Annotated in this window: 14 protein-coding genes; 11 read left to right on the top strand and 3 right to left on the bottom strand. The window is 55.6% G+C overall.

From position 1 onward, the window contains the following. The first annotated feature begins 16 nt into the window (after positions 1 to 16). Genes bcsA (HV107_RS08925) through HV107_RS08905 form a run of 5 tightly spaced genes read left to right on the top strand, consistent with a single transcriptional unit; the run spans position 17 to position 9899 of the window. Complete coding sequence (bcsA, locus tag HV107_RS08925) at positions 17 to 2122, top strand: UDP-forming cellulose synthase catalytic subunit (RefSeq protein WP_182062904.1); 2106 nt, start codon at positions 17 to 19, stop codon at positions 2120 to 2122. After that, positions 2119 to 4398 carry a cellulose biosynthesis cyclic di-GMP-binding regulatory protein BcsB gene (bcsB, locus tag HV107_RS08920; protein WP_182062903.1) on the top strand — a complete coding sequence of 760 codons (2280 nt, stop codon included), beginning with the start codon at positions 2119 to 2121 and terminating at the stop codon, positions 4396 to 4398. The genes bcsA (HV107_RS08925) and bcsB (HV107_RS08920) overlap by 4 nt, the downstream gene beginning before the upstream one ends. Next, positions 4395 to 8420, top strand: a complete 4026-nt coding sequence (locus HV107_RS08915) for a cellulose biosynthesis protein BcsC (RefSeq protein ID WP_182062902.1) — start codon at positions 4395 to 4397, stop codon at positions 8418 to 8420. Before bcsB (HV107_RS08920) ends, HV107_RS08915 begins: the two co-directional genes overlap by 4 nt. Continuing rightward, positions 8417 to 8899, top strand: coding sequence for a cellulose biosynthesis protein BcsD (gene bcsD, locus HV107_RS08910; RefSeq protein WP_259349691.1), 483 nt, complete (start codon positions 8417 to 8419; stop codon positions 8897 to 8899). The genes HV107_RS08915 and bcsD overlap by 4 nt, the downstream gene beginning before the upstream one ends. Before the next feature lie 7 nt (positions 8900 to 8906). Continuing rightward, positions 8907 to 9899 carry a glycosyl hydrolase family 8 gene (locus tag HV107_RS08905; RefSeq protein ID WP_182062900.1) on the top strand — a complete coding sequence of 331 codons (993 nt, stop codon included), beginning with the start codon at positions 8907 to 8909 and terminating at the stop codon, positions 9897 to 9899. 50 nt (positions 9900 to 9949) lie between these two features. On the opposite strand, the gene bcsG is transcribed toward HV107_RS08905, so the two are convergent. The 3 genes from bcsG to bcsE are packed head-to-tail and all read right to left on the bottom strand — an operon-like array spanning position 9950 to position 13375. Next, positions 9950 to 11629 carry a cellulose biosynthesis protein BcsG gene (gene bcsG, locus HV107_RS08900; RefSeq protein ID WP_182062899.1) on the bottom strand — a complete coding sequence of 560 codons (1680 nt, stop codon included), beginning with the start codon at positions 11627 to 11629 and terminating at the stop codon, positions 9950 to 9952. Further along, on the bottom strand, positions 11622 to 11816 hold the full coding sequence (bcsF, locus tag HV107_RS08895) for a cellulose biosynthesis protein BcsF (protein WP_182062898.1): 195 nt from the start codon (positions 11814 to 11816) through the stop codon (positions 11622 to 11624). The genes bcsG and bcsF overlap by 8 nt, the downstream gene beginning before the upstream one ends. Then, on the bottom strand, positions 11813 to 13375 hold the full coding sequence (gene bcsE / locus HV107_RS08890) for a cellulose biosynthesis c-di-GMP-binding protein BcsE (protein ID WP_182062897.1): 1563 nt from the start codon (positions 13373 to 13375) through the stop codon (positions 11813 to 11815). Before bcsE ends, bcsF begins: the two co-directional genes overlap by 4 nt. Positions 13376 to 13547: 172 nt before the next feature. Here bcsE and bcsR point away from each other — a divergent pair, with 172 nt between their 5' ends. From bcsR to bcsC, 6 genes are read left to right on the top strand one after another with little or no spacing between them, the layout of a single operon-like run. Beyond that, a complete protein-coding gene (bcsR, locus tag HV107_RS08885) occupies positions 13548 to 13736 on the top strand; it encodes a cellulose biosynthesis protein BcsR (protein ID WP_014072225.1) in 189 nt (62 codons plus the stop codon). Between the two features lie 11 nt (positions 13737 to 13747). Then, positions 13748 to 14500, top strand: coding sequence for a cellulose biosynthesis protein BcsQ (gene bcsQ, locus HV107_RS08880; RefSeq protein WP_182062896.1), 753 nt, complete (start codon positions 13748 to 13750; stop codon positions 14498 to 14500). Then, on the top strand, positions 14497 to 17112 hold the full coding sequence (gene bcsA / locus HV107_RS08875) for a UDP-forming cellulose synthase catalytic subunit (protein WP_182062895.1): 2616 nt from the start codon (positions 14497 to 14499) through the stop codon (positions 17110 to 17112). The genes bcsQ and bcsA (HV107_RS08875) overlap by 4 nt, the downstream gene beginning before the upstream one ends. 10 nt (positions 17113 to 17122) lie before the next feature. Continuing rightward, positions 17123 to 19498, top strand: a complete 2376-nt coding sequence (bcsB, locus tag HV107_RS08870; protein ID WP_182062894.1) for a cellulose biosynthesis cyclic di-GMP-binding regulatory protein BcsB — start codon at positions 17123 to 17125, stop codon at positions 19496 to 19498. A gap of 6 nt (positions 19499 to 19504) precedes the next feature. Then, positions 19505 to 20611, top strand: coding sequence for a cellulose synthase complex periplasmic endoglucanase BcsZ (gene bcsZ / locus HV107_RS08865; RefSeq protein ID WP_182063489.1), 1107 nt, complete (start codon positions 19505 to 19507; stop codon positions 20609 to 20611). Then, complete coding sequence (gene bcsC, locus HV107_RS08860) at positions 20593 to 24063, top strand: cellulose synthase complex outer membrane protein BcsC (protein WP_182062893.1); 3471 nt, start codon at positions 20593 to 20595, stop codon at positions 24061 to 24063. The genes bcsZ and bcsC overlap by 19 nt, the downstream gene beginning before the upstream one ends. Positions 24064 to 24084 lie beyond the last annotated feature (21 nt).

The following is a 24084-nucleotide window of genomic DNA, read 5'->3' as shown; positions in this document are numbered from 1 at the left end:
CCACGCAGGGTTTCCTATGAAAAAGTTGCTCTTAATTTTGCTGGTACTGGCAATGGTTCCTGTTGCCTTGCTGGTTGTCATTACCCCGATGGATAGCCAAAAGCAGTATATATTTGGCCTGATTAGCATCGGCCTGCTGTTTTTAATGGGCTTCAGTAAAAAACGAAGCATTTCAGTGATTATGGTGGTGATGTCATTATTGATGTCTACCCGCTATATGTATTTTCGCCTGACTCAAACGCTGCATTTTAATTCAGAGATTGAAACCATCCTCGGCATGGGGTTATTTCTGGCAGAGGTCTACGTCTGGGTGCTGTTATTGCTGAATTATTTGCAAACTATCTGGCCGCTGAAACGCGAAATTGTGCCTTTGCCGGATGACATGTCGTTGTGGCCAACGGTTGATGTCTATATTCCTACGTACAACGAATCGCTGGAAGTGGTGCGCGATACGGTGCTCGCGGCGCAGTGTATCGATTATCCGCGCGACAAAATGAAGATCTACCTGCTTGATGACGGGAAACGCCGGGAGTTTGCGGTGTTTGCGGCGGATGTCGGTGTGGGTTACATCACGCGTAACGATAATTCTCATGCCAAGGCGGGTAACCTCAACCATGCGATGAAGCTGACTCAGGGCGAGCTGATTACCGTATTCGACTGCGACCACGTAGCCACGCGTATCTTCCTGCAAGCAACAGTCGGTGGATTCCTTAAAGATCCAAAACTGGCGCTGGTGCAGACGCCTCATTACTTCTACTCGCCAGATCCGTTCGAACGTAACCTCTCTGTCGGGCGCAATATCCCGAACGAAGGCACGCTGTTCTATGGCCCTATCCAGCAGGGTAACGATAACTGGAACGCGACCTTCTTCTGCGGCTCATGTGCGGTTATTCGCCGTAGCGCACTGGAAGAGATCGGCGGTTTTGCTGTGGAAACCGTTACCGAAGATGCTCACACCGCGCTGAAGATGCAGCGTCTGGGCTGGAAATCGGCGTTCCTGGATATTCCGCTGGCTGCCGGTCTTGCGACCGAGCGTCTGGTGTTACATGTGATTCAGCGTACCCGCTGGGCGCGAGGAATGACGCAGATTTTCCGTCTGGATAACCCGTTGTTTGGCCGTGGCCTGACGATTCAGCAACGTCTGTGTTACCTGAGCGCAATGCTCTATTACCAGTTTGCCTTACCGCGCATCGCGTTTCTAACCGCGCCGCTGGCGTATCTGCTGTTCAACCTCAATATCATTCACTCGTCGGCGAGCCTGGTCTTCGCGTACGCATTGCCGCATCTTTTCCTGGCGATCTACATCAACTCGCGCATGAACGGTCGCTACCGTTACAGCTTCTGGGGTGAAATTTACGATTTGGTGCTGGCGTTTCATCTGGTGCTGCCAACGGTTGTCACCATGGTCTTCCCGAAACGCGGCAAGTTTAACGTGACCGACAAGGGCGCTCTGCTGGACGTCGGGTATTTTGATTTCAGGGTTGTTCGGCCCCATTTGGTGATTGCCATTCTGCTTGGTATCGGCGTGATTGCGGGGATTGTCCGCGCCTTCGCGCATGACTACTACGGCGTTGATCCACGCGTTATCGCACTTAACGTGGGCTGGGGACTCTACAGCCTGATCTTCCTGCTGGCCGCCATTGCGGTGGCGCGTGAAACGCGTCAGACACGCAAAACGATTCGTATTGATGTCACCATTCCGGTGCTTATCCACTACGCCAGCGGTATCTCTTCCCGTAGCCAGACGGCCGATCTGTCAATGGGCGGCTGCCGTATTGAGCTGCCAGACGACCGTCACCTGACGGATGAGATTGAAGAAATTGAGCTGCTGCTGCAATCAGGGGCGATCAGCATTCCGGTGAAAGTTGTCACGACGGATGAACGCTATATCCGCCTGATGTTCGACGATATCCCGCTGTCACGACGCCGCGAACTGGTGCGGGTGGTATTGGCGCGCGCCGATGCGTGGATCCAGCCGCCGAAACCGCAGGACAATCCATTCCGCTCGCTGGCGACCATTGTTCGCTGTGTATTCGAACTGTTCTGGATGACCTGGAAAACCCGCCGGGCAAACCGCCGCGTGCAGGCAAAAGTACAGGTTCAGGAGGACGGCAACGCATGAAACGTCTGACAACACTCACCCTGCTGGCGGCGTCGTTGTTTGCGCTGCCACTGCACAGTGAGGAAACCACAGTAGCGTCGTTATTGCCGGTTGAAATGCCTGCGCCAGCCGCGCCTGCTGCATCCTTTGCCCCTACCTCGGTGAACACCATTAGCGTGGCGCAAATGGGGCAACCGCAGGGGATTGTGCTGAGCGGCGGCCAGTTGCAGGGCGGTACACGCTTTACCCTGCCGGTCGATCAGGTGGTCACTAACGCCCAGCTTTTACTGAATCTGAAAGTTTCTCCGGCGATGGCCACGCGTAATGCCACTATGCAGCTGATGCTCAACGGGCAACCGCTTGGCACTGTGCCGCTGGGAGCGGAAGAGAGCGATGTTTCACGATTCCAGCTGGATATTCCCTCTGCGCTGCTGGTCTCCAGCAACAGCCTGAGCTTTAAGATTAACGATGGTGATGCGATGCAGTGCCAGCGTGATCTGACGGATAAATATCGCGTTACGGTCCTGCCTGATTCCCGTTTTGAACTGGAAGGGCAGCAGTTGGATATTGGCGCTGATTTGAGCCACTTCCCGCGCCCGTTCTTTGACAGTATGCAGATGACGCCAGCCACCATCGCCTTTGCGTTTGGGGCAAGTCTTAGCAGCGATTCGCTCAGCGCGGCGGCACTGATCTCTTCCTGGCTGGGGATTCAGGCAGATTATCGCGGTGTCTCGTTTGCCGCGCTGACTGACACGCTGCCAGAGAAAAACGGCATTCTGATTGGTCATCCCGGCGAGAAGATTGGCGGTATGACATTGCCGCAAACCACTCAGCCGATGCTGCAAATCGTCGATAACCCGGCAAACCCGGTTTATAAGCTGTTGCTGGTCGTGGGTAAGGATGAAGCCGCGCTGCGCACGGCGGCATGGCGGCTGACGCGCGGTAACTTTGCACTGCAAACCGCCAGTATCTCGCTGCCGGTGCAAAAGATCCCTGTCAGCAAACCTTATGATGCCCCGCGATGGATCCCAACGGATCGTCCGGTGAAGCTTTCAGAGTTGATCCGTAAAGATCAAAGCCTGACCGTCACCGGGATCTGGCATCCACCGCTGCGCGTTGCCTTTCGTGCAGCTCCCGATCTGTTCCTGTGGGATGGCGAAACAATCCCGCTGCACATTGGCTATCGTTTCCCGACCGAAAACTGGATTGACGAAAACAAGTCCTGGCTCAGCATGACGCTCAACGACACCTTCCTGCATAACCTGCCGGTGAACAAGCAAGGTGCGCTGGAAACCCTCTGGCACAAGGTGGGCGGCGATGCGCGGCAGGAGAAATTCGATATGCCGCTGGAGCCGTACATGATTTACGGCGACAACCAGCTTTCGCTCTATTTCAACATTACGGCAAAAGAGAACGCCCCGTGCAGCGTGCTGCTGAATAACAACATCAAGAGCCGTATTGACGAGGATTCGTGGATCGATCTGAACCATACGCGTCACTTCGCGCTGATGCCAAACCTCTCTTACTTTGTCGGCGCATCGTTCCCGTTCACCCGTATGGCTGATTACTCGGAAACAGTGTTGATGTTGCCGGAACACCCGACTGAAACCCAGGTCGCGACGCTTCTGGACATGGCGGCGCGCTCTGGTAACGCCACCGGTGCTGCACTGTACAACAACCGCGTCGTGATGGGCGTGCCCGCGGCGGGCGGCAATCTGGAGCTGCTGCGTACCCGCGATGTGCTTGCCGTCAGTGGGATGGCTCAGCATGACTTCAACCAGGCGCTGCTCAGCAGTTCGCCGTTTACCTCGCATGACAACACCCTGGGCGTGCGTGAGCCGACAACCTGGCAGAAGCTGCAACGGTGGCTCACCGGAGACTGGACGTCCGATGGCGTCGACGCTGACCGCTACTTCTCTTCCAACGAAGCCTGGCGCGGGTTTGTGAGCTTCCGCTCGCCGTGGAACAGTGACCGACTGGTGGTGATGGCGCTGGGCAGCAATGACGATCAGCTTTCACGCCTGCATGAGGATTTAACCTCAGCACGCATCAACGCCGGTATTCGTGGCGATGCGGCGATTATCACCAACGAAAACGGTGTACGCAGTTTCCGCGTCGGGTCGCAATTCCCGAGCGGGCAAATGCCGATGCAAATGATGATTGTCTGGTATGCCAACCAGCATTCGGCGCTGCTGGCCATTCTTGGGTTGATTATCAGTTCGCTGACCGGACTGGCGCTTTATGCCTTCCTGAAAAAGCGTGCGCATAAGCGCCTGAACCCGGAGACAGGAAAGTGAAAAAAATAACAATTAAATCGGCTATCTGCCTTTCCGGTGTGCTGACGTTTGGTACGACGGCATTTGCGGCGCAAAACGATGCTGCGTTGAAAGCGCTGTTCGACCAGGCAAATTACTGGCATGAAAAATCCCATGATGACCTCGCCAGTGAGTCGTTGAAAAAAGTGTTGATGGTGGATGCCAATAACACCCAGGCACTCTATCTGATGGCATTGTGGGCGCAGCAAAATGGCGATTTACAAACCGCGGCCCAGTGGCGTGCACGGCTGGCGAAAGTCTCGCCAGATGATGCCGGATTACAGGCGCTGGATAACGCCAGGCAGATGACCCAGGTGCCACAGGGCACGTTAACTCTGGCGCGTCAGCAGGCACGTAGCGGCAATATTCCTGCGGCGCTCGATACCTGGAAAACGTTGTTTAATGGCGATACTCCCCCGGTGAGCCTTGCGCCGGAATACTACCTGACGATGGGCAGTGACAAAGCGCTCTATCCTCAGGCGCTGGCAGAATTACAGCGCTTCTCGGCACAGAATCCGCAGGATAACGCGGCACGCGTGGCGCTGGGAAAAATGCTTACCTGGCGGGAAGAGACGCGCCGTGACGGGATGATGCAATTGCAGGAGATGGCCAGCGGCAGCAAAGATGCCGATGCCGGGCTGCGTCAGGCGCTGTTATGGCTGGGACCAAAACCGGGCGATGAACAGTTTTATGATACCTGGTTGCAGCGCCATCCGCAGGACAGCGAAGTGCAGGCGTACTACCGCAAAAACGTGGGCGGTGCGGCAAAAGGCGAAGGTTTTACCGCCCTGAACAGCGGCAATACCGATGCCGCAAAGCGCCAGTTCGAGCAAGTGCTGCAAACCAACCCGCAGGATGCCGATGCCCTGGCCGGGATGGGGTATATCGCACAGCGCAAAGGGGATTATCAGGCAGCGGCGCAGTATCTGGGGCGTGCGGCCAGTCAGGGCGGTGACGCCTCTGCACAGCGACAAGCTCAGGCAGATGACGCGGCATTTTACGGCCAGCTTGCCCAGGCTCAGCAGGCGCTGAAAGAGGGCAATATTAGCCAGGCGCTCGTGCTCTCCGCACCTCTGGCCCAGCAAACAGGTGAGCGGGGGACGGCTGCCAAACTGTTCCGTGCCGATGTGCTGCGTCATAACAAAGACTACCCGCAGGCTGAACAAATCCTGCGTGAAATGGTGAACAACCAACCGCAAAACGGCGCGGCGCGCGAAAATCTCTATTACGTCCTGAAAGAGCAAAACAAAACGGATGACGCGCAGGCCATATTACGAACCTTACCGGCATCGCTTCAGGCGAAGCTTCAGCCGCGTGTGGTGACCGGTTTGCCGGGAGATCCTGTTCGTCGTCAGGCGCAACAGGCTGTCGATAGCGGCAATACGCAACAGGCTATCGCTATTCTGCGTCAGGGTGTTGCCCGTTTGCCGGACGATCCGTGGCTGCGTCTTGATCTGGCGCGTCTGCTGCAAAAATCAGGGGCTGATGGTGAAGCGGCATCTGTGATGCAACCTGCGTCACGTCCGGGGGCAGGAGCCAGTGCACTGTATGCATCCGCTCTGTTTGCCAGTGAAAACGATGCCTGGCAGCAGGCACAAACATTGTTGTCACGGGTTTCTCCCGCCAGCCAGACACCGCAAATGCGTGAGCTCTCGCAGCGGGTGAATTACAACCTGCAAATGGCTACCGCTGAGCGCTATCTGGCGCAGGGCAATGGAGTTGCGGCGGCCAACACGCTGAAAACCTTGTCGTCTCGTCCACCGGAAAGCCCGGCAGATGCAGGCAAGCTGGCCAGGATGTTGGCGCAAAGCGGCGACCTCACGGGAGCGGTATCGGTCGTTCGCAACAACATGAACGACGGGGTGAAGGGCAATGCCGGCGACTATGCCGATCAGGTTGCCGTACTGAACCAGGCCGGGCTGAACGGCGAAGCTCAGCGCTTCCTGGCAAACCCGGAACTGCTTTCACGCAGTACGCCAACCCAACTGGCAGGGGTGCGTAATGGCTATGTGATCAACGAAGCGGATCAGCTTCGCGAGCAGGGTAATTATGCGGCAGCCTACGACAAACTGATCCGCGCGCTGCAAAGCGATCCGCAAAATACCGATCTGATGTTTGCGATGGCGCGTCTTTACCAGACCGGCAAAATGAACAAAGAAGCGGGCGTGGTTTATGACTACCTGATGACGCGCGATACGCCGGATCAGGATGCGCGCGTGGGCGCAATCGATGTTGCGCTGGCACAAGACAATGTCGTGAAGGCGAAACAGCTGGCTAATGGGTTGCAAACCAACAACTCGCCGCAGCGTTTGCTGTTGCTGGCGCGTCTGGAAGAGGCGCAGGGTAATCACCAGCAGGCGATGACGTATCTGCGTAGCGCGCGCGGCAAGCTGGTGGGGCTGGAGTCTACCAACAGCGCCGCCACGCCGACGATGGGTGGCTTGTTGCTGGCAGACAACCCGTTTGTCAGCACCAGTCGTACCTCTCAGGCGGCGGGAGCCACGGTGTCCAGCGAAAGCGCGTTGCCATGGCAACTGGCGCAAACCGCGCGTGAGCCGGGGTCTACGCTGCCAGGCACCACACGGACCGACCTGCCGCAAGAAACTGTTCAGAGCCGTACCTTGCGCCAGGTGGATGACATGATGCTGCAGATGCAGGATCAAACCGGCACCTGGTTGCAGGGCGGCGTACAAATTCGTGGTCGTGACGGTGAATCGGGAACCAGCAAGCTTACGGAAGCGAAAGCGCCGCTTACCTGGTCCAGCTCGCCGTTTGGCGAGTCGCGCTTCGAATTTACCGCAACCCCGGTCACGCTCAGTGCAGGCAGCGCCAGCGGTGATGCGTGGCGCCGCTTTGGCTCAAACCCGCTGGCTAATGCGGCCTCGAACGTGATTTCTACCGTCACTAACGAGCAAAAATCTCTGGCGGCGATGAGTGATACCGACAGGGCAACCTATCTCGCCAGCCATCCTGAAATGGCGACGATCGACTCTCTCGGCACGCTTAATGCGAGCGACTTTAACCTGACCAGTACCGACGGGCAGCTCAATCTGGCGAAGCTTGGCGCTTACGACGGCGGGGCGGTGGGTGAATACCTTGAAGCCTCCAGCCACAAGCCAAACGTCAGCCAGCCAGGCGATGTGTCGACCGATTCGCAAAAAGCGAACGGCGTCGAGCTGAGCATGGCGCTGAGTGGTAAAGATTACCGTATGGACATCGGCAGTACGCCGCTCGGACAGGACCTGAGTACGCTGGTTGGCGGGGTGAAATGGTCGCCGAAACTCACCAATTACCTCTCGCTTATCCTGACCGGTGAACGTCGCGCCGTGACCGACAGTCTGCTCTCTTATGTTGGCCTGGAAGATAAGTACTCTGGCAAGAGCTGGGGGCGCGTCACCAAAAACGGGGGCAACCTACAGCTCAGTTATGACGATGGCGATGCCGGGTTCTACGTTGGCGGCGGTGGCTACAGCTATCTTGGCGAGAATGTGGCAAGCAACACCAGCGTGAACGCAGGCGCCGGGGTCTATTTGCGGCCTTATCATGACGATCTCCGTCAGGTACAGGCCGGGCTGAGCATGAGCTGGATGGACTTCTCGAAAAACCTGAGCCAGTTCACCTTCGGCCAGGGCGGTTACTTCAGCCCGCAGAACTACGTCAGCGTAGCGTTGCCGGTGGATTACACCCAGAAAATTGATAACTGGAAACTGAAGCTGGGTGGCTCCGTTGGGTATCAATCGTATAGCCAGGACAGCAGTGACTACTTCCCGACGAAAGACGCCTGGCAGGATCTGCTTGAAGGGGCGGTTGCCAGTGGTTTCGCCAAAGAGGCCCGCTATAAGAGCAGCTCGGAAAACGGTATTGGCTACACGGTTCGCGCAGGGGTGGATTACAACGTCAACAAAGATATGACCATTGGCGGCAACGTCGGTTATGACACCTTTGGCAGCTATAACGAAAGTACGGCGGGGCTCTATTTCCGCTACATGCTGGGAGATAAGTGATGACACAGAATATGGACAATCCTGCGCTGATGAGCTGGTTTCGTGGGCAGCAAACGCCAGAAGGCTGGTTTGATTTGCTGGCCTTAATGGTCGAAGGAATGGTGAGTAACGTCGGCGAACATGAAAGCCAGCCGTTCCTGCGCCAGATGGGGCACGCGCTGGCGGAGCAGTTCCCGCTCCAGCCCTCGGAAACCGTGGGTGAGCTGGAGGCGAATATCAACAGGCAACTGGCCCGTTTTGGCTGGGGATGTGTGGATATCACCACCCGCGACACCGATCTGACGCTTCGTCATCAGGGGCTACCGGTGAGCCGTGTTGCAGAGCAGCAAAACCGCTGGTGTCATGCCTTCTGTGCAATACTGGAGGGATTATATGCCCACTGGATGCAGGGGCAGGGCGGAAAAGCGCACGTGACGGTGAGTCGCGATCGTCTCTTTTCCATTTCGGACGTTCAGTTCCGCTATCACAATCCACAATGAGATGATTATGCGAAAGCCCGCATGTGCCGCGTTGGTGGTCATGATGAGTTTGTTGGTTTCGCCTTTCTCCCATGCCGGTCAGGCCTGGGAGCAATATAAGGCGCGTTTCTTTATGCCGGATGGCCGGATAGTTGATACCGGTAATGGCAATGTTTCTCATACGGAAGGGCAGGGCTTTGCCATGCTGATGGCCGTGGCAAACGACGATAAAGCCACCTTCGACAAGCTCTGGCAGTGGACAGACAGCACGCTGAAAAACAAAGACAATGGGCTGTTTTACTGGCGATATAACCCGGTGGAAGCCAACCCGGTCGCCGACAAAAACAATGCATCTGATGGCGATGTCCTGATTGCATGGGCGCTGCTGAAAGCTGACACCCGCTGGCATGACAAGCGCTACAGCACAGCATCGGACAGCATCACTAAAGCGCTGATTGCGCACAATGTGATCCGCTATGCGGGATACCGGGTGATGCTGCCTGGCGTGCAGGGATTTAACCTGAACAGTGAAGTGGTGCTTAATCCTTCTTACTTTGTGTTCCCTGCCTGGCAGGCGTTTGCCGATCGCAGTCATTTACAGGTCTGGCGGGAGCTGATTCAGGACGGACAGCGACTGCTCGGGAAAATGGGATCGGGTAAAGCGAATCTGCCAACAGACTGGGAGTCTCTGGAAGCGGGCGGCAAGCTGGTCCCGGCTAAAGCCTGGGCTCCGCGGATGAGCTATGACGCGATTCGTATCCCGCTTTACGTCGCCTGGACGGATAAACAAAGTTCGTTGCTGACGCCGTGGCGCAGCTGGTTTGCTCAGTTCAGCCGCGAGCAAACCCCGGCGTGGGTGAATGTCACTACCAATGAGTACGCGCCGTACATGATGGAAGGGGGGTTGCTGGCCGTGCGTGATTTAACGATGGGGCAGGCGCCTGGTGAACCGGAAATCACTGCCAAAGATGATTATTACTCCGCGAGCCTGAAAATGCTGGTATGGCTCGCAGGGCAATAACGTTGGGGCCGGACGAGTTCCCTCTCCTTTTTGGGGAGAGGGAGTCTTGATTACTGCGGATACGGAACCCAGTCGCCGCCGTTCAGACGAACATACGGTTTGTTCTGGTACTGGATAACAACAGCGTTGGCATTTTCCGATACCTCAGCAGTCTGCGGCAGGCCGCTGGTAAGCTGATTCCAGTTCACGCTATCTTCCACAAACAGCTTACCGTCTACCGCACGTGCCACCAGCTCAGAAATCGCCAGATAGCTGCTTGGCTGTGTGATCTCAATTGGCGCGCCCTGGTGTGGAGCCTTCATACCGAAGAATTTAATCCCGGCAGGTACGTTGGTAATGGACGGGCTTGGGATATCACGCAGGCCAGACACCTGCATTCTGTCACCCTTCAGCGCACCACCGTGTTCCGGCACAACCACGACCATCACCTTGCGGCCAGATTTTTCCAGCTCGGTAAAGAACGCATCCAGATCATCAAACATTTTCTGCGCACGCACTTTGTAATCAGCCGTTTTGCTGACGCCCGGGAAGTGGTTACCGTCATGCAGCGGCAGGGTGTTATAGAACGTGGCACTGCGCGGGTTAGCATCTTTCTCAATGGTTTGCAGCCAGCGCTGGAGAACGGCGGTATCGTCATAAACCGGTGAACCGTCAAAGCCCAGCAGTGATACCGGCAGGCCGGTCTGATCCATCAGCGGCGCTTGCATTCCGCCTTCTTCACGCACTTCTTTCAGGAAGTTGCCGAACTGGCCGTTATGGCCCAGCATCAGGTGCTGCGTAAAGCCCAGTTTCGCCAGATTATCAAACAGATAACACTGATTCCCCGCGGGTTGATAAAGATTTTTATGCGATGGCTGACCACAGCTTGCGCGCAACAGACGAATCGCCGCCGGGCCGCTGTAAGAGGTAGCCGAGTTGAAATCTTTAAACTGAATATCGAAGTGCGACCACAGCGGATGGGAGCTCAAACCAGCGGCATCCACATCGGCCCATGACAGGGAACAGATGTTAATCACCAGCAGCTCGAACGGCTGAGCGTCAGCAGGTAACGCATCCGGGAATTTGGTCTGGCGCTTGTCTTCTGCGGTATAGAAGCTTGAAAGCCAGGCATTCAGGTTAGTGGATGTTGGTGGTGACGTCTGTGTTGGAATATCCCCAACGACCGGGTTATCTCCTGCAGTTGCCACTGTTGCGGCAGCGGCTCCACCCGTGGTAGTGACCGTGGTTGTCGGCTGGCCAGCAGGCCATAAAGAGAAGCCAGGCCCCGCCAGGGTCAGTACGTTAAGCCATATCAGGATGGCCACAACAAACACCGTTACACGCACCCACTGCGACAAGAACAGCCAGGCAACCAGCAGTACAAATACTGCCCCAATCATTTGCCAGTTAACAAACCGCTCGGTCAGATCGAGAATGTAGTCAGAGCTAAAGCCTGCGACCTGCGAGCCCTGGCTCATAATGCTGTCCGGGCCGGGTAGCCAGGTGTCATGCCAGAACAGAGCAAAGCCCACCGGAATGGCAATCCAGTGGCGCAAACGATGCAGCCTGATGCTGGGGATTGGCATCAACAGGAAGGCCATAAACACCAGGTTAAGCAGGGGGTGGAAATTCAGGTAGCCTGCCCATAGCAGACCAAACTTCACCAGGAAATAGAAGTTCCAGCCGGAAAGGCCGCGCCAGTATTGCCAGAGCGGCGATGGCGCCGAATGGGTATAGGTAGAGTTAGTCATGTTTTCGGTTTGCCTTGACGTGCGGAGCCCGTGTCAGTGTTCCGGCTGGTTTAACGTAGCGAGGTTTTACAAACAGCGCCCTGGCGGTATTACGAATACGGCCCATCGAATGGCGTGCATAGTAGCCGAGCGGGAAAAAAATGAGCGCACAGAGTACGACCAGTTGAATAATATCACTGATATTCATGATGATGCGTTCTCCTCATTCCCGGATAACAAGCGAAGTGGTTCAGGAACCCGACGCCATACATGCCCGTCATGTTTAGCATTGAGAATGGGTTTGGTGTCGGCAGTCATCGGCAACGGTTTTACCCACTGCTCAGGTGCGAGGGTTCGCATTTGCACCAGCTCGGCGCTGATCAGGCTGTCTTCGAACCAGACCATGCGATTAGAGAAGATATCCCCTGTTGGCAACGGGAAAATATGGTTCAGGGCGGTGTCGAGATCGTTCACCCGGCAGAAGGATAAAAACAGCACCAGGCGGTTGTCGCCAATCGTCATGATATCCCCCGAACGGTTCGGGCGGCACAGCGTGAGCGCCTGCTCAACGCGGATACCCGGCACAGGACGCAGGGCAACCATCACCCCTTTTCCGTCTGCCGGAAGCAGCGTGTTGTTCATCATGTTACTGACGGCATCACAGAACGTGTCCCATTTTTGATAGCCGCGCAGTTTCATCGGCTGAGTCATGGACAACAGCGTGGAGATATCTTCCGGCACGCGGCGGTTAAACTGCTGGCCCTGAATGCTTTCAATCAGCGTCAGGCAGCGTGAAAGCGGGGCATTCCAGGGAACGACCATGTTCGCACCACAGCCCAGCAGCAAGCGTTCGTCCGTTGCGCGCAGGCTGGTATTATTTTCACGTACCACGATTTTTAACGCGCTGCCGCGCTGGCGGCGTAAGATATGAATCTGTCTCGCCAGCGTTTCGATTTGGTTATTTTGCATCAAGGAAAAAACAATAGTGGCGGCCTGAGTGGTACGGGCTTCATTAAATAGCGCTTCGTTTGTTTCAAACAGCGACCAATTTTCAGAAAGGGCCGGCGCACCTTCTAATACCGTAATCTGGCTGAGAATGCGTTTTTCATCGCTGCGCGGTTGCACTACGGTTTCTTCTTGTTGCGCGACATGCCAATTGCCTTCGATAAGTTTGAGTGCAAGTTGTTGTCGCGCACTCACGCCTTTTTCATTACACCAGAAAGCAATATCGTAAAGAAAACTGTCGGTCTGGTCACGGATACTTGCAAGACCGAAAAGAGAACGATATTCCCCCATTAAAAGCGAGAATAGCTTGTCATTATTACTGCCAGGGTTTACGACCAATACCGTGCAGTTTTGATTTTTCGCCCATCTGTTGATTTTTTCAAGCCAGTGCAGAAGTTTCTCAGTCGGTATATTTTGCAGGGCATTATTTGAGCATTTAAGAATCACTAAATAGTGATCGGGATCAAGAGTGCACTGAATGTCGCGGGGCAAAAAGTATAGACTATCTGCCTCGGTTGACATGGAAAATAATTGAACCGTTTGTGGCCCGCGGTCATCCTCAAGCCTGATGATTTTCTTCGGTTCTTCACCCATGGTGATGACGGCGACGCGCGCATCCTTCGTCTGCGTGGCGATGGTTTGATTAACCAGACTTACAGCATCCTCATTGCGGTCAGTATTAATCCACCACACTCCTCCGACTGGCATGTGGCGCAATTCGTCCCATAATGACTGGATGCCAATAGAAAATATGGAGTCCACGGTGTCCCTCTTTTCATCTAATTTATCTGTATCTCAGTTTACTAGCGAAAGCGTAGAAATAAACCTAACATTGAAATTAAAGAACATCAGATTTAGCATGTAAACGAAAATTCCTGGCAGGACGCCTCGCTACATCTGATCGTAAGATTTTACTCAATGGGATGAGATAAAAATGCATAATAACGAACCCGGAACACCCGTCGACTCGAGTCTGGGGTACACATTCCAAAACGATTTTCTGGCTCTGACTCAGGCGTTTTCATTGCCTGAAATTGATTACACCGATATTTCCCAGCGGGAACAGTTGGCAGCGGCTATTAAACGCTGGCCTTTATTGGCTGAATTTGCCCAACAACAATAAGGGAGCCATTGATGGCCATACTAGGATTACAGGGCGTCCGCGGTGGTGTCGGTACGACATCCATTACAGCAGCGCTGGCGTGGTCATTACAGTTATTAGGTGAATCGGTGCTGGTTATTGATGCCTGCCCCGATAATTTGCTGCGCATGTCTTTCAACGTTGATTTTGATCACCACGATGGCTGGGCGCGCGCGCTGCTTGACGGTAAAGACTGGCAGGATGCAGGACTGCGCTACACCTCCCAGCTCGATCTGCTCCCCTTTGGGCATCTGACTGCAAAAGAACGTGAGAACTATTCCTCAAGCCAGCAAACCCTGGAGCAATTCACCTACGCGCTGGAGCGCCTGAAGGAACAGAGCCATTACGACTGGATATTGCTGGATCTGCCGCACGGTTTTGCGCCGCTGACGCGCCAGCTCATTACCCACTGTGATCACATTCTGTCGATTGTGAATGTGGACGCAAACTGTCATATCCGCCTGCATCAGCAAGCGTTGCCCGCAGACGCCCATATTCTGATTAACGATTTACGCATCAGCAGCCAGATTCAGGACGATCTTTACCAGATTTGGCTGCAAACTCAGCGCCGCCTGTTACCTATGGTGATTCATCGTGACGAGGGGATGGCGGAATGTCTCGCCTCCAAACAGCCACTCGGTGAATACCGTGGTGATTCACTGGCGGCAGAAGAGATCCTTACACTGGCGAACTGGTGTCTGTTGCACTTCACTCGTCGTCCAGAGTCTGCCAGGAGTGCTGTATGAGTCGTGTGTCCACCTGGTTACTCATCCCACCGGTCAGCGCGCGCTTAAGCGAACGCTACCGACATTACCGTCGACACGGCGCATCGGTGTTAAGCGCTGCGCTTGGCTGTTTCTGGATGATCCTGGCATGGATGTTTATACCGCTTGAACACCCGCGCTGGCAGCGTATTCGTGCGCGCCACAGCGAGCTTTACCCGCACATTAATCCCGACCGGCCGCGGCCGCTGGATCCGGCCCGTTATCTTATCCAGGCTGTCTGGCTGGTGGCCACCATGCCCCGACAGGAACATAAAGCTCCGCGCTGGCGCAGCTTCGACCGGGTGGCGAATTTACGTGAACGCTACCATCAATGGCTGAACAGACTGCCCGATAGTGTGAGTCACAAAACCAGCCATCTGGATAACCACAAAGAACTTGGGCATCTGCACCCGGGCTTGAGGCGTTTTATCCTCGGCGTAATTGTCGTCTTCTCGCTCATTCTTGCTGTGGTCTGTATCACGCAGCCCTTTAACCCGCTGGCGCAGTTTACCTTCCTGATCCTGCTGTGGGGCGTGGCGCTGCTGGTCCGGCGTATTCCTGGGCGTTTCTCGGCCCTGATGCTGATTGTGCTGTCACTGACCGTCTCCTGCCGTTATATCTGGTGGCGTTATACCTCAACGCTGAACTGGGATGATCCGGTCAGCCTGGTGTGCGGTTTGATTCTGCTGTTTGCGGAAACCTATGCATGGATTGTGCTGGTTCTGGGTTACTTCCAGGTTATCTGGCCGCTCAATCGCCAGCCTGTTCCGTTGCCAAAAGACACCACGCAATGGCCGTCTGTTGACCTGTTTGTGCCAACCTACAACGAAGACCTGACGGTGGTAAAAAACACCATTTATGCGGCGTTAGGTATCGACTGGCCAAAAGATAAACTCAAAATCTGGATCCTGGATGACGGTGGCCGCGCGGAGTTCCGCCAGTTCGCCGAGGAAGTGGGCGTGGAGTATATCGCGCGAACTACCCACGAACATGCGAAAGCCGGGAACATCAATAATGCGCTGAAATACGCCAAAGGGGAGTTTGTCTCCATCTTTGACTGCGACCACGTACCGACCCGCTCGTTCCTGCAAATGACGATGGGCTGGTTCCTGAAAGAGAAGCAGCTGGCGATGATGCAGACACCGCACCACTTCTTCTCGCCGGACCCGTTTGAACGTAACCTCGGGCGTTTTCGTAAAACCCCAAACGAAGGTACGCTGTTCTATGGGCTGGTGCAGGATGGCAACGATATGTGGGATGCCACCTTCTTCTGCGGCTCCTGTGCGGTTATCCGTCGTAAACCGCTGGATGAGATTGGCGGCATTGCCGTAGAAACAGTCACCGAAGATGCCCATACCTCGCTGCGTTTACACCGTCGTGGCTATACGTCTGCCTACATGCGTATTCCGCAGGCGGCAGGCCTGGCGACGGAGTCGCTATCAGCCCATATCGGCCAGCGTATTCGCTGGGCGCGCGGCATGGTGCAGATCTTCCGCCTTGATAACCCGCTGGTGGGCAAAGGGTTAAAACTGGCGCAGCGTCTGTGCTACGTCAACGCTATGTTCCACTTCTTGTCCGGTATTCCGCGGCTTATCTTCCTGACCGCGCCGCTGGCGTTCCTGCTGCTTCACGCTTACATCATCTACGCGCCAGCGCTGATGATTGCGCTGTTTGTTCTGCCGCACATGATCCACGCGAGCCTGACGAACTCGAAGATTCAGGGTAAATACCGCCATTCATTCTGGAGTGAAATCTACGAAACGGTGCTCGCCTGGTATATCGCCCCGCCAACGATGGTGGCGCTGATTAATCCGCATAAAGGCAAGTTTAACGTCACCGCGAAGGGCGGCCTGGTGGAAGAAGAGTATGTCGACTGGGTGATCTCCCGTCCGTATATCTTCCTGGTGCTGCTGAATATTGTGGGTGTTATCGCCGGTATCTGGCGCTACTTCTACGGCCCCGAAAACGAAGTGCTGACCGTGATCGTGAGTATGGCGTGGGTGTTCTACAACCTGATTATTCTTGGCGGCGCGGTGGCGGTTTCGGTAGAGAGTAAACAGGTGCGCCGCGCGCATCGCGTTGAAATCAGTATGCCTGCGGCAATTGCCCGTGAAGATGGTCATCTCTTCTCCTGTACCGTGCATGACTTCTCTGACGGTGGTCTGGGTATCAAGATCAACGGCCAGGCGAAAGTGCTGGAAGGGCAGAAGGTCAACCTACTGCTTAAACGCGGCCAGCAGGAGTACGTCTTCCCGACGCAGGTTGTGCGTGTGTTAGGCAATGAAGTGGGTTTGCAGCTGATGCCGCTGACTAAAAAGCAACACATTGATTTTGTGCAGTGTACGTTTGCCCGCGCGGATACGTGGGCTCTCTGGCAGGACAGCTTCCCGGAAGATAAACCTCTGGAAAGCCTGCTGGATATTCTTAAGCTGGGGTTCCGTGGCTATCGTCACCTTGCAGAATTTGCCCCGTCGTCTGTGAAATTAATTTTCCGGTCACTTACCTCGCTGGTTTCCTGGGTCGTGTCGTTTATTCCACGCCGACCTGAGCGGGAAGAGGCGAAGCAATCGGACCCGGTTATGGCTCAACAATGATGATAACGCGATGAAAACAAAACTTTCCTGGTTATGTGCAGTGGCAATGGGAATGAGTGCGCTTCCCCCTATGATGGCGAATGCAGCTCCTGAGACTACGGCTACGCCTGTGGTGCAGGAAACCGATCCAACCGTCACCGCGACCGATAACGCTGAGTCCAATCAACCGGCAGACGGGACGGCTCAACCTATCGGCAGCGTCTTGCCTGGCGTGCGTGGTGCGAACGCGCCTGTCGTGGCAGATAATGCCCCGTCCAGGGACGTGAAGCTGACCTTTGCACAGATCGCCCCACCTCCGGGCAGCATGGTCCTGCGTGGCATTAACCCGAACGGCGGCGTTGAGTTTGGAATGCGCAGCGATGAAGTGGTGTCGAAGGCGATGCTAAACCTGGAATACACACCGTCACCTTCTCTGCTGCCGGTTCAGTCCCAGCTTAAGGTCTATCTCAACGATGAGTTGATGGACGTGTTGCCGGTTACCAAAGAACAGCTCGGCAAAAAGACGCTGGCACAGGTACCTATCAACCCGCTGTTTATCACCGATTTTAACCGCGTTCGTCTGGAGTTTGTCGGGCACTATCGCGATGTATGCGAAAACCCGGCCAGCAGTACGCTGTGGATGGATGTCGGGCGTAACACATCGCTGCAAATGACTTATCAGTCGCTGGCGCTGAAAAACGATCTCTCGGCTTTCCCTGTGCCATTCTTTGATCCGCGCGATAACCGCCAGCTCACGCTGCCGGTAGTCTTCGCGGCCTCTCCGGATGTGACTCAGCAGCTGGCTGCGACGATTGTCGCTTCATGGTTTGGTTCACGTGCGGCCTGGCGCGGTCAGAGCTTCCCGGTGATGTACGATAAACTGCCGGATCGCAATGCCATTGTGTTTGCAACCAATGATAAACGCCCGTCGTTCCTGCGCGACCACCCGGACGTGAAAGCACCGACGGTTGAAGTTATGAACCACCCGGATAACCCTTATGTGAAGCTGCTGGTGGTGTTCGGGCGTGATGATAAAGACCTGCTCCAGGCGGCGAAAGGCATTGCCCAGGGTAACGTCCTGTTCCGTGGCAATAGCGTGACTGTCGACAACGTGAAACCTCTGCTGGCGCGTAAACCTTACGATGCGCCTAACTGGGTGCGTACCGACCGCGCAATTAGCTTTGGTGAGCTGAAAACCTATGAAGAACAGCTTCAGTCGACCGGGCTTGAGCCATCGCCAATCAGCCTTTCGCTGAACCTGCCGCCAGACCTGTATCTGATGCGTACCAACGGGATTGATATCAACCTGAAATACCGTTACACCGCGCCTGTAACCAAAGACAGCTCGCGCATGGATATCAGCCTGAACAACCAGTTCCTGCAATCCTTTAGCCTGACCAGTAGCCAGGACACCAACCAACTAATGCTTCGTCTGCCGGTGCTACAAGGGCTGCTGGATGGTAAAACGGATGTCTCTATCCCTGCGCTGAAACTGGGCGCGGTAAACCAGCTGCGTTTTAATTTCCAGTACATGAACCCAATGCCGGGTGGTTCGGTGGATAACTGTATTACCTTCCAGCCGGTGCAGAACCATGTGGTCATTGGTGATGATTCGACCATCGACTTCTCCAGGTATTATCACTTCCTGGCGATGCCGGATCTGCGCGCATTTGCGAATGCCAGCTTCCCGTTCAGCCGTATGGCGGATCTCTCTGAATCCATCGTTGTGATGCCAAAAGCGCCAACCGAAGGCCAGGTGACAACCCTGCTGGACACCATGGCTTCCGTGGGCGCTCAGACAGGTTTACCGGCGATTAATGTGACGCTGACGGATGACGGCAGCCAGATCCAGGACAAAGACGCTGACATCATGGTGATTGGCTCCATCCCGGATAAGCTGAAGGATGATAAGCGTATTGATTTGCTGGTGAAGGCTACCCAGTCCTGGGTGAACACGCCGCTGCGTCAGACCGAGTTCCCAAGCATTATGCCGGATTCGAACGATCGTCAGGCCAGCGTTCAGACCGAAGTATCGTCTTCTGGCTCAATGGCGGCAATCGTGGGCTTCCAGTCTCCGTTTAACGATCAGCGTAGCGTCATCGCGCTGCTGGCTGATAGCCCGCGCGGTTATGAGTTGCTCAACAACGCGATGAACGACAGCGGTAAACGTGCCTCCATGTTTGGCTCTGTCGCCGTTATCCGTGAGTCTGGAGTGGATAGCCTGCGCGTGGGCGATGTGTACTACGTCGGCCATCTGCCGTGGTTCGAACGCCTGTGGTATGCGCTGTCAAACCACCCGGTTCTGCTCGCAATTCTGGCGGCAGTGAGTGTCGTACTGCTGGCGTGGGTGCTGTGGCGTCTGCTGCGTATCATCAGCCGTCGTCGCCTTAACCCGGATCATGAGTAAGATGTGATGAAAGCCTTTCGCTGGTGTGCGTTAGCAGCGTTGATGCTGGCGGCGACGAATCTTCGCGCCGCCTGCACCTGGCCTGCCTGGGAGCAGTTTAAAAAGGATTACATTAGCGAGAGCGGGCGTGTCATTGACCCCAGTGACACGCGCAAAATTACTACCTCAGAAGGGCAAAGTTACGCCTTGTTCTTTGCCCTTGCGGCGAATGACCGCAAGGCGTTCGACCAGTTGCTGACGTGGACGCGCGATAACCTCGCCGGAGGGGATTTACACGAGCGTCTGCCCGCCTGGCTGTGGGGTCAAAAAGACAAAGACACCTGGGCGGTCATCGATACTAACTCTGCATCTGATGGCGATATCTGGATTGCCTGGTCACTGCTCGAAGCCGGTCGGTTATGGAAACACCCGGACTACACCCGCGCCGGGAAGGCGCTGCTCAAACGTATTGCCAGCGAGGAAGTGGTAAAAGTACCGGGTCTTGGCTCGATGCTGCTGCCGGGCAAAATCGGCTTTGCAGAAGAGAATGCCTGGCGCTTCAACCCCAGCTACCTTCCCCCTCAGCTTGCGAGCTATTTCACCCGCTTTGGCGCTCCCTGGAAAACCCTTCGCGAGACTAACCTGCGCCTGTTGCTGGAAACGGCACCGAAAGGATTTTCCCCGGACTGGGTGCAATACCAGAAAAATAAAGGCTGGCAGTTGAAGCCGGATAAAACCCTGGTCGGCAGCTACGATGCCATCCGGGTTTATCTCTGGGTGGGGATGATGAACGACAAAGACCCGCAAAAAGCCCGACTGCTGGCGCGTTTCCAGCCGATGGCTGCGGTGACAAAAAAACAGGGTATACCGCCGGAGAAAGTGGATGTGGCGGGCGGGAAACGAACGGGTCACGGCCCGGTGGGATTTTCGGCTTCTCTGCTGCCCTTTTTACAATCCCGTGACGCGCAAGCGGTTCAGCGCCAGCGTGTCGCTGATAACTTTCCCGATAACAACGCCTATTACAGCTACGTACTGACTCTCTTTGGACAAGGATGGGATCAGCATCGTTTTCGCTTCACCGAAAAAGGTGAATTAATACCGGATTGGGGCCAGGAATGCGCAAGTTCACATTAAATCTACTCAGTTTATCGCTTGGCCTGGCACTGATGCCGATGGCGCAGGCTGCCAACTCCCCCCAGCAGAAACAGCTGCTGGAGCAGGTTCGTCTGGGCGAATCAACGCAGCGCGAGGATTTGGTTCGCCAGTCGCTCTATCGTCTTGAGCTTATCGATCCAAACAACCCGGATGTGATTGCCGCACGTTTCCGTTATTTGCTGCGCCAGGGCGACACTGCTGGCGCGCAAAAAGAGCTGGATCGCCTGAAAGGGATCGCCCCGGGTTCGGCTGTGTATCAGTCTTCCCGTAATACCATGCTGCTTTCAACGCCGGATGGCCGCCAGGCTTTGCAGCAGGCGCGTTTGTTAGCCACAACAGGCCACACTCAGGAAGCGATTGCGGCTTACGACAAACTCTTTGCCGGAAACCCGCCTGGTGGCGATTTAGCAACAGAGTACTGGAATGTGGTGGCCAAAGATCCTGCCCGACGTACCAGTGCCATTAACCAGCTTAAGAAAATCAATGCCAGCAATCCTGGCAATGTGCAGCTACAGGCCACACTGGCGCAGCTGATGTTCCAGAACGGACGCCGTGATGAAGGATTCGCGGTATTGCAGGATATGGCCAAAACCAATAATGGCCGCGATCAGGCGTCTGACATGTGGTATCAGCAGATTAAAGACCAACCTGCCAGCAGCGCCAGCGTGAGCGCGCTGCAAAAATACCTGACTGTCTTCAGCACTGGCGATAGCGTGACAGCGGCGCGTTCCCAGCTTGAAGCGCAGCAAAAGCAGCTGGCCGACCCGACGTTTCGTGCCAAAGCCGAAGGCTTAGCGGCGGTCGATGCCGGGCAGGGCAGTAAAGCGGTCACGGAACTGCAAAAAGCGGTTAGCGCTAACCATGCCGACAGCGAGGCCGTTGGCGCACTGGGCCAGGCGTATTCGCAAAAAGGCGATCGCGCCCGTGCAGTGGCGCAGTTTGAAAAAGCCATTGCCCTTGATCCGCAGAGCGATAACCGGGGTAAGTGGGATAGCCTGTTGAAGGTTAACCGCTACTGGCTGCTGATCCAGCAGGGTGATACCGCGCTTAAAGCGAACAACACCGCGCAGGCGGAACGCTATTACCAGCAGGCGCGAAATATCGACAACACCGATAGCTATGCGGTGCTCGGTCTTGGGGATGTGGCGGCGGCGCGCAAAGATAATGACGCAGCTGAGCGTTACTATCGCCAGGCGTTGCGTATGGACAGCGGTAACAGTAACGCCGTACGCGGACTGGCCAATATCTATCGTGCCCAGTCACCGGAAAAAGCCTCGCAGTTTATCCAGTCACTTTCTGCCAGCCAGCGCCGCAGCATTGATGATATTGAACGTAGCCTGACGAACGAACAGTTGTCCCGGCAGGCCGAGCAGCTGGAAAACGAAGGCAAATATGCCCAGGCTGCGGAAATTCAGCGTCGTCGTCTGGCGCTGTCGCCGGGCGATGTGTGGATAACTTATCGTCTTTCGCGCGATCTCTACAGTGCGGGCCAGCGCAGCCAGGCCGACACCCTGATGCGCCAGCTGGCAAACCAAAAACCGACCGATCCTGATCAGGTATACGCCAGCGGGCTTTATCTTTCCGGTAACGACCAGGACAGGGCCGCTCTGGCTCACCTGAACACCCTGCCGCGCAGCCAGTGGAATGGCAATATCCAGGAGCTGGCTGACCGTCTGCAAAGCAACCAGGTGCTGGAAACGGCGAGCCGTCTGCGGGACAGCGGTAAAGAGCAAGAGGCTGAAAACCTGCTCCGTCAGCAACCTTCTTCAACGCGTATCGATTTAACCCTGGCTGACTGGGCGCAGCAGCGTGGTGACCGTGCAGAGGCGAAAGCCGCGTATAACGCGGTGTTGCAGCGTGAACCGCAAAACGAAGACGCCATCCTTGGGCTGACGGAAATCTATATCTCGGAAGGGAATAAAGACGCCGCGCGCGCCGAACTGGCAAAACTCCCGGATGCGAAAGCCGGGCAACCGCAGTCACTGAACATGCAGCGGCGGATTGCGATGGCGCAGGCGGGGCTAGGCGATAACGCCGCAGCGGAGCAAACCTTCAGCAAGCTAATTCCTCAGGCGAAATCGCAGCCTGCGTCTATGGATAATGCGCTGGTATTGCGTGACGCCTCGCGTTTTCAGGCGCAAAACGGCCAGCCTCAGCAGGCGCTGGAAACCTATAAAGACGCGATGGTGTCTTCTGGTATCACCACCACGCGTCCAACGGATAACGACAGTTTTACCCGCCTGACGCGTAACGACGAGAACGACGACTGGCTGAAGCGCGGCGTACGCAGCGATGCCGGTGATTTATACCGTCAGCAAGACGTTAACGTCACGCTGCAACACGACTACTGGGGCTCAAGCGGTACGGGCGGTTATTCCGACCTGAAAGCTCACACCACCATGTTGCAGGTGGATGCGCCGCTTTCTGACGGGCGTATGTTCTTCCGTAGCGATCTGGTCAACATGGATGCCGGGACATTTGCCACCAAAGACGGAAAGTACGATCCGAAATGGGGTACTTGTGCGGCGACGCCTTGTCATGGCAATACCAACCAGACCGCAAACGGCGCGAGCGTTGCCGTGGGCTGGCAGAATAAAACCTGGGCGATGGACATCGGCACAACGCCGATGGGTTTCGACGTGGTGGATGTGGTTGGTGGCCTGAGTTACAGCAACGATCTGGGGCCAATTGGTTATACCGTAAACGCCCACCGTCGCCCGATTTCCAGCTCGCTTCTGGCGTTTGCCGGGCAGCGTGATTCCAACACCGACACCACATGGGGCGGCGTGCGTGCCACCGGTGGCGGCGTGAGCCTGAGCTATGACAAAGGTGAGGCGAACGGCATTTGGTCAAGCCTGAGTGCTGATAGCCTGACAGGGAAAAATGTGGAAGATAACTGGCGTGTTCGCTGGATGACCGGTTACTACTACAAGCTCATTAATAAAAATAATGAGCGCCTGACCGTTGGCGTCAGCAATATGCTGTGGCATTACGACAAGGATCTTAGCGGGTATACGCTGGGCCAGGGCGGTTATTACAGCCCGCAGCAGTATGTCTCTTTTGCCTTGCCTGTGACCTGGCGTAAACGTACCGAAAACTGGTCATGGGAGCTGGGTGGTTCAGTCTCCTGGTCGCACTCCAAAACGGACGATGGAATGCGATATCCCATTCAGAGCCTGATCCCGACAAACTATACGGACCGGGGAGAGCCGGAAAACGGCAGCAGTTCGTCAGGCACGGGTTATACCGCCAGAGCGATTGTTGAACGTCGTGTAACGTCTAACTGGTTTGTCGGGATGGGCGTTGATATTCAGGAAGCAAAAGATTATACCCCGAGCCATGCGCTGCTCTACGTACGTTATTCTGCGGCGGGCTGGCAAGGAGACATGGATCTGCCACCGCAGCCGCTTATTCCGTACGCGGACTGGTAATCAGATTTACCTTAATCCAAT

The sequence above is a fragment of the Enterobacter sp. RHBSTW-00175 genome (assembly GCF_013927005.1).
Lineage (GTDB): Bacteria > Pseudomonadota > Gammaproteobacteria > Enterobacterales > Enterobacteriaceae > Enterobacter.
Note: the sequence above shows the minus strand (reverse complement) of the source record. Positions and strands in the feature narration are given on the sequence as shown.

Bases quoted from the DNA above. Each gene is read 5' to 3' on its own strand.
- bcsB (WP_182062894.1), top strand. From the start codon at position 17,123: ATGAAAACAAAACTTTCCTGGTTATGTGCAGTGGCAATGGGAATGAGT.
- bcsG (WP_182062899.1), bottom strand. From the start codon at position 11,629: ATGACTAACTCTACCTATACCCATTCGGCGCCATCGCCGCTCTGGCAA.
- bcsQ (WP_182062896.1), top strand. From the start codon at position 13,748: ATGGCCATACTAGGATTACAGGGCGTCCGCGGTGGTGTCGGTACGACA.
- bcsF (WP_182062898.1), bottom strand. From the start codon at position 11,816: ATGAATATCAGTGATATTATTCAACTGGTCGTACTCTGTGCGCTCATT.
- bcsB (WP_182062903.1), top strand. From the start codon at position 2,119: ATGAAACGTCTGACAACACTCACCCTGCTGGCGGCGTCGTTGTTTGCG.
- bcsA (WP_182062895.1), top strand. From the start codon at position 14,497: ATGAGTCGTGTGTCCACCTGGTTACTCATCCCACCGGTCAGCGCGCGC.
- bcsZ (WP_182063489.1), top strand. From the start codon at position 19,505: ATGAAAGCCTTTCGCTGGTGTGCGTTAGCAGCGTTGATGCTGGCGGCG.
- HV107_RS08905 (WP_182062900.1), top strand. From the start codon at position 8,907: ATGCGAAAGCCCGCATGTGCCGCGTTGGTGGTCATGATGAGTTTGTTG.
- bcsA (WP_182062904.1), top strand. From the start codon at position 17: ATGAAAAAGTTGCTCTTAATTTTGCTGGTACTGGCAATGGTTCCTGTT.
- bcsR (WP_014072225.1), top strand. From the start codon at position 13,548: ATGCATAATAACGAACCCGGAACACCCGTCGACTCGAGTCTGGGGTAC.
- bcsC (WP_182062893.1), top strand. From the start codon at position 20,593: ATGCGCAAGTTCACATTAAATCTACTCAGTTTATCGCTTGGCCTGGCA.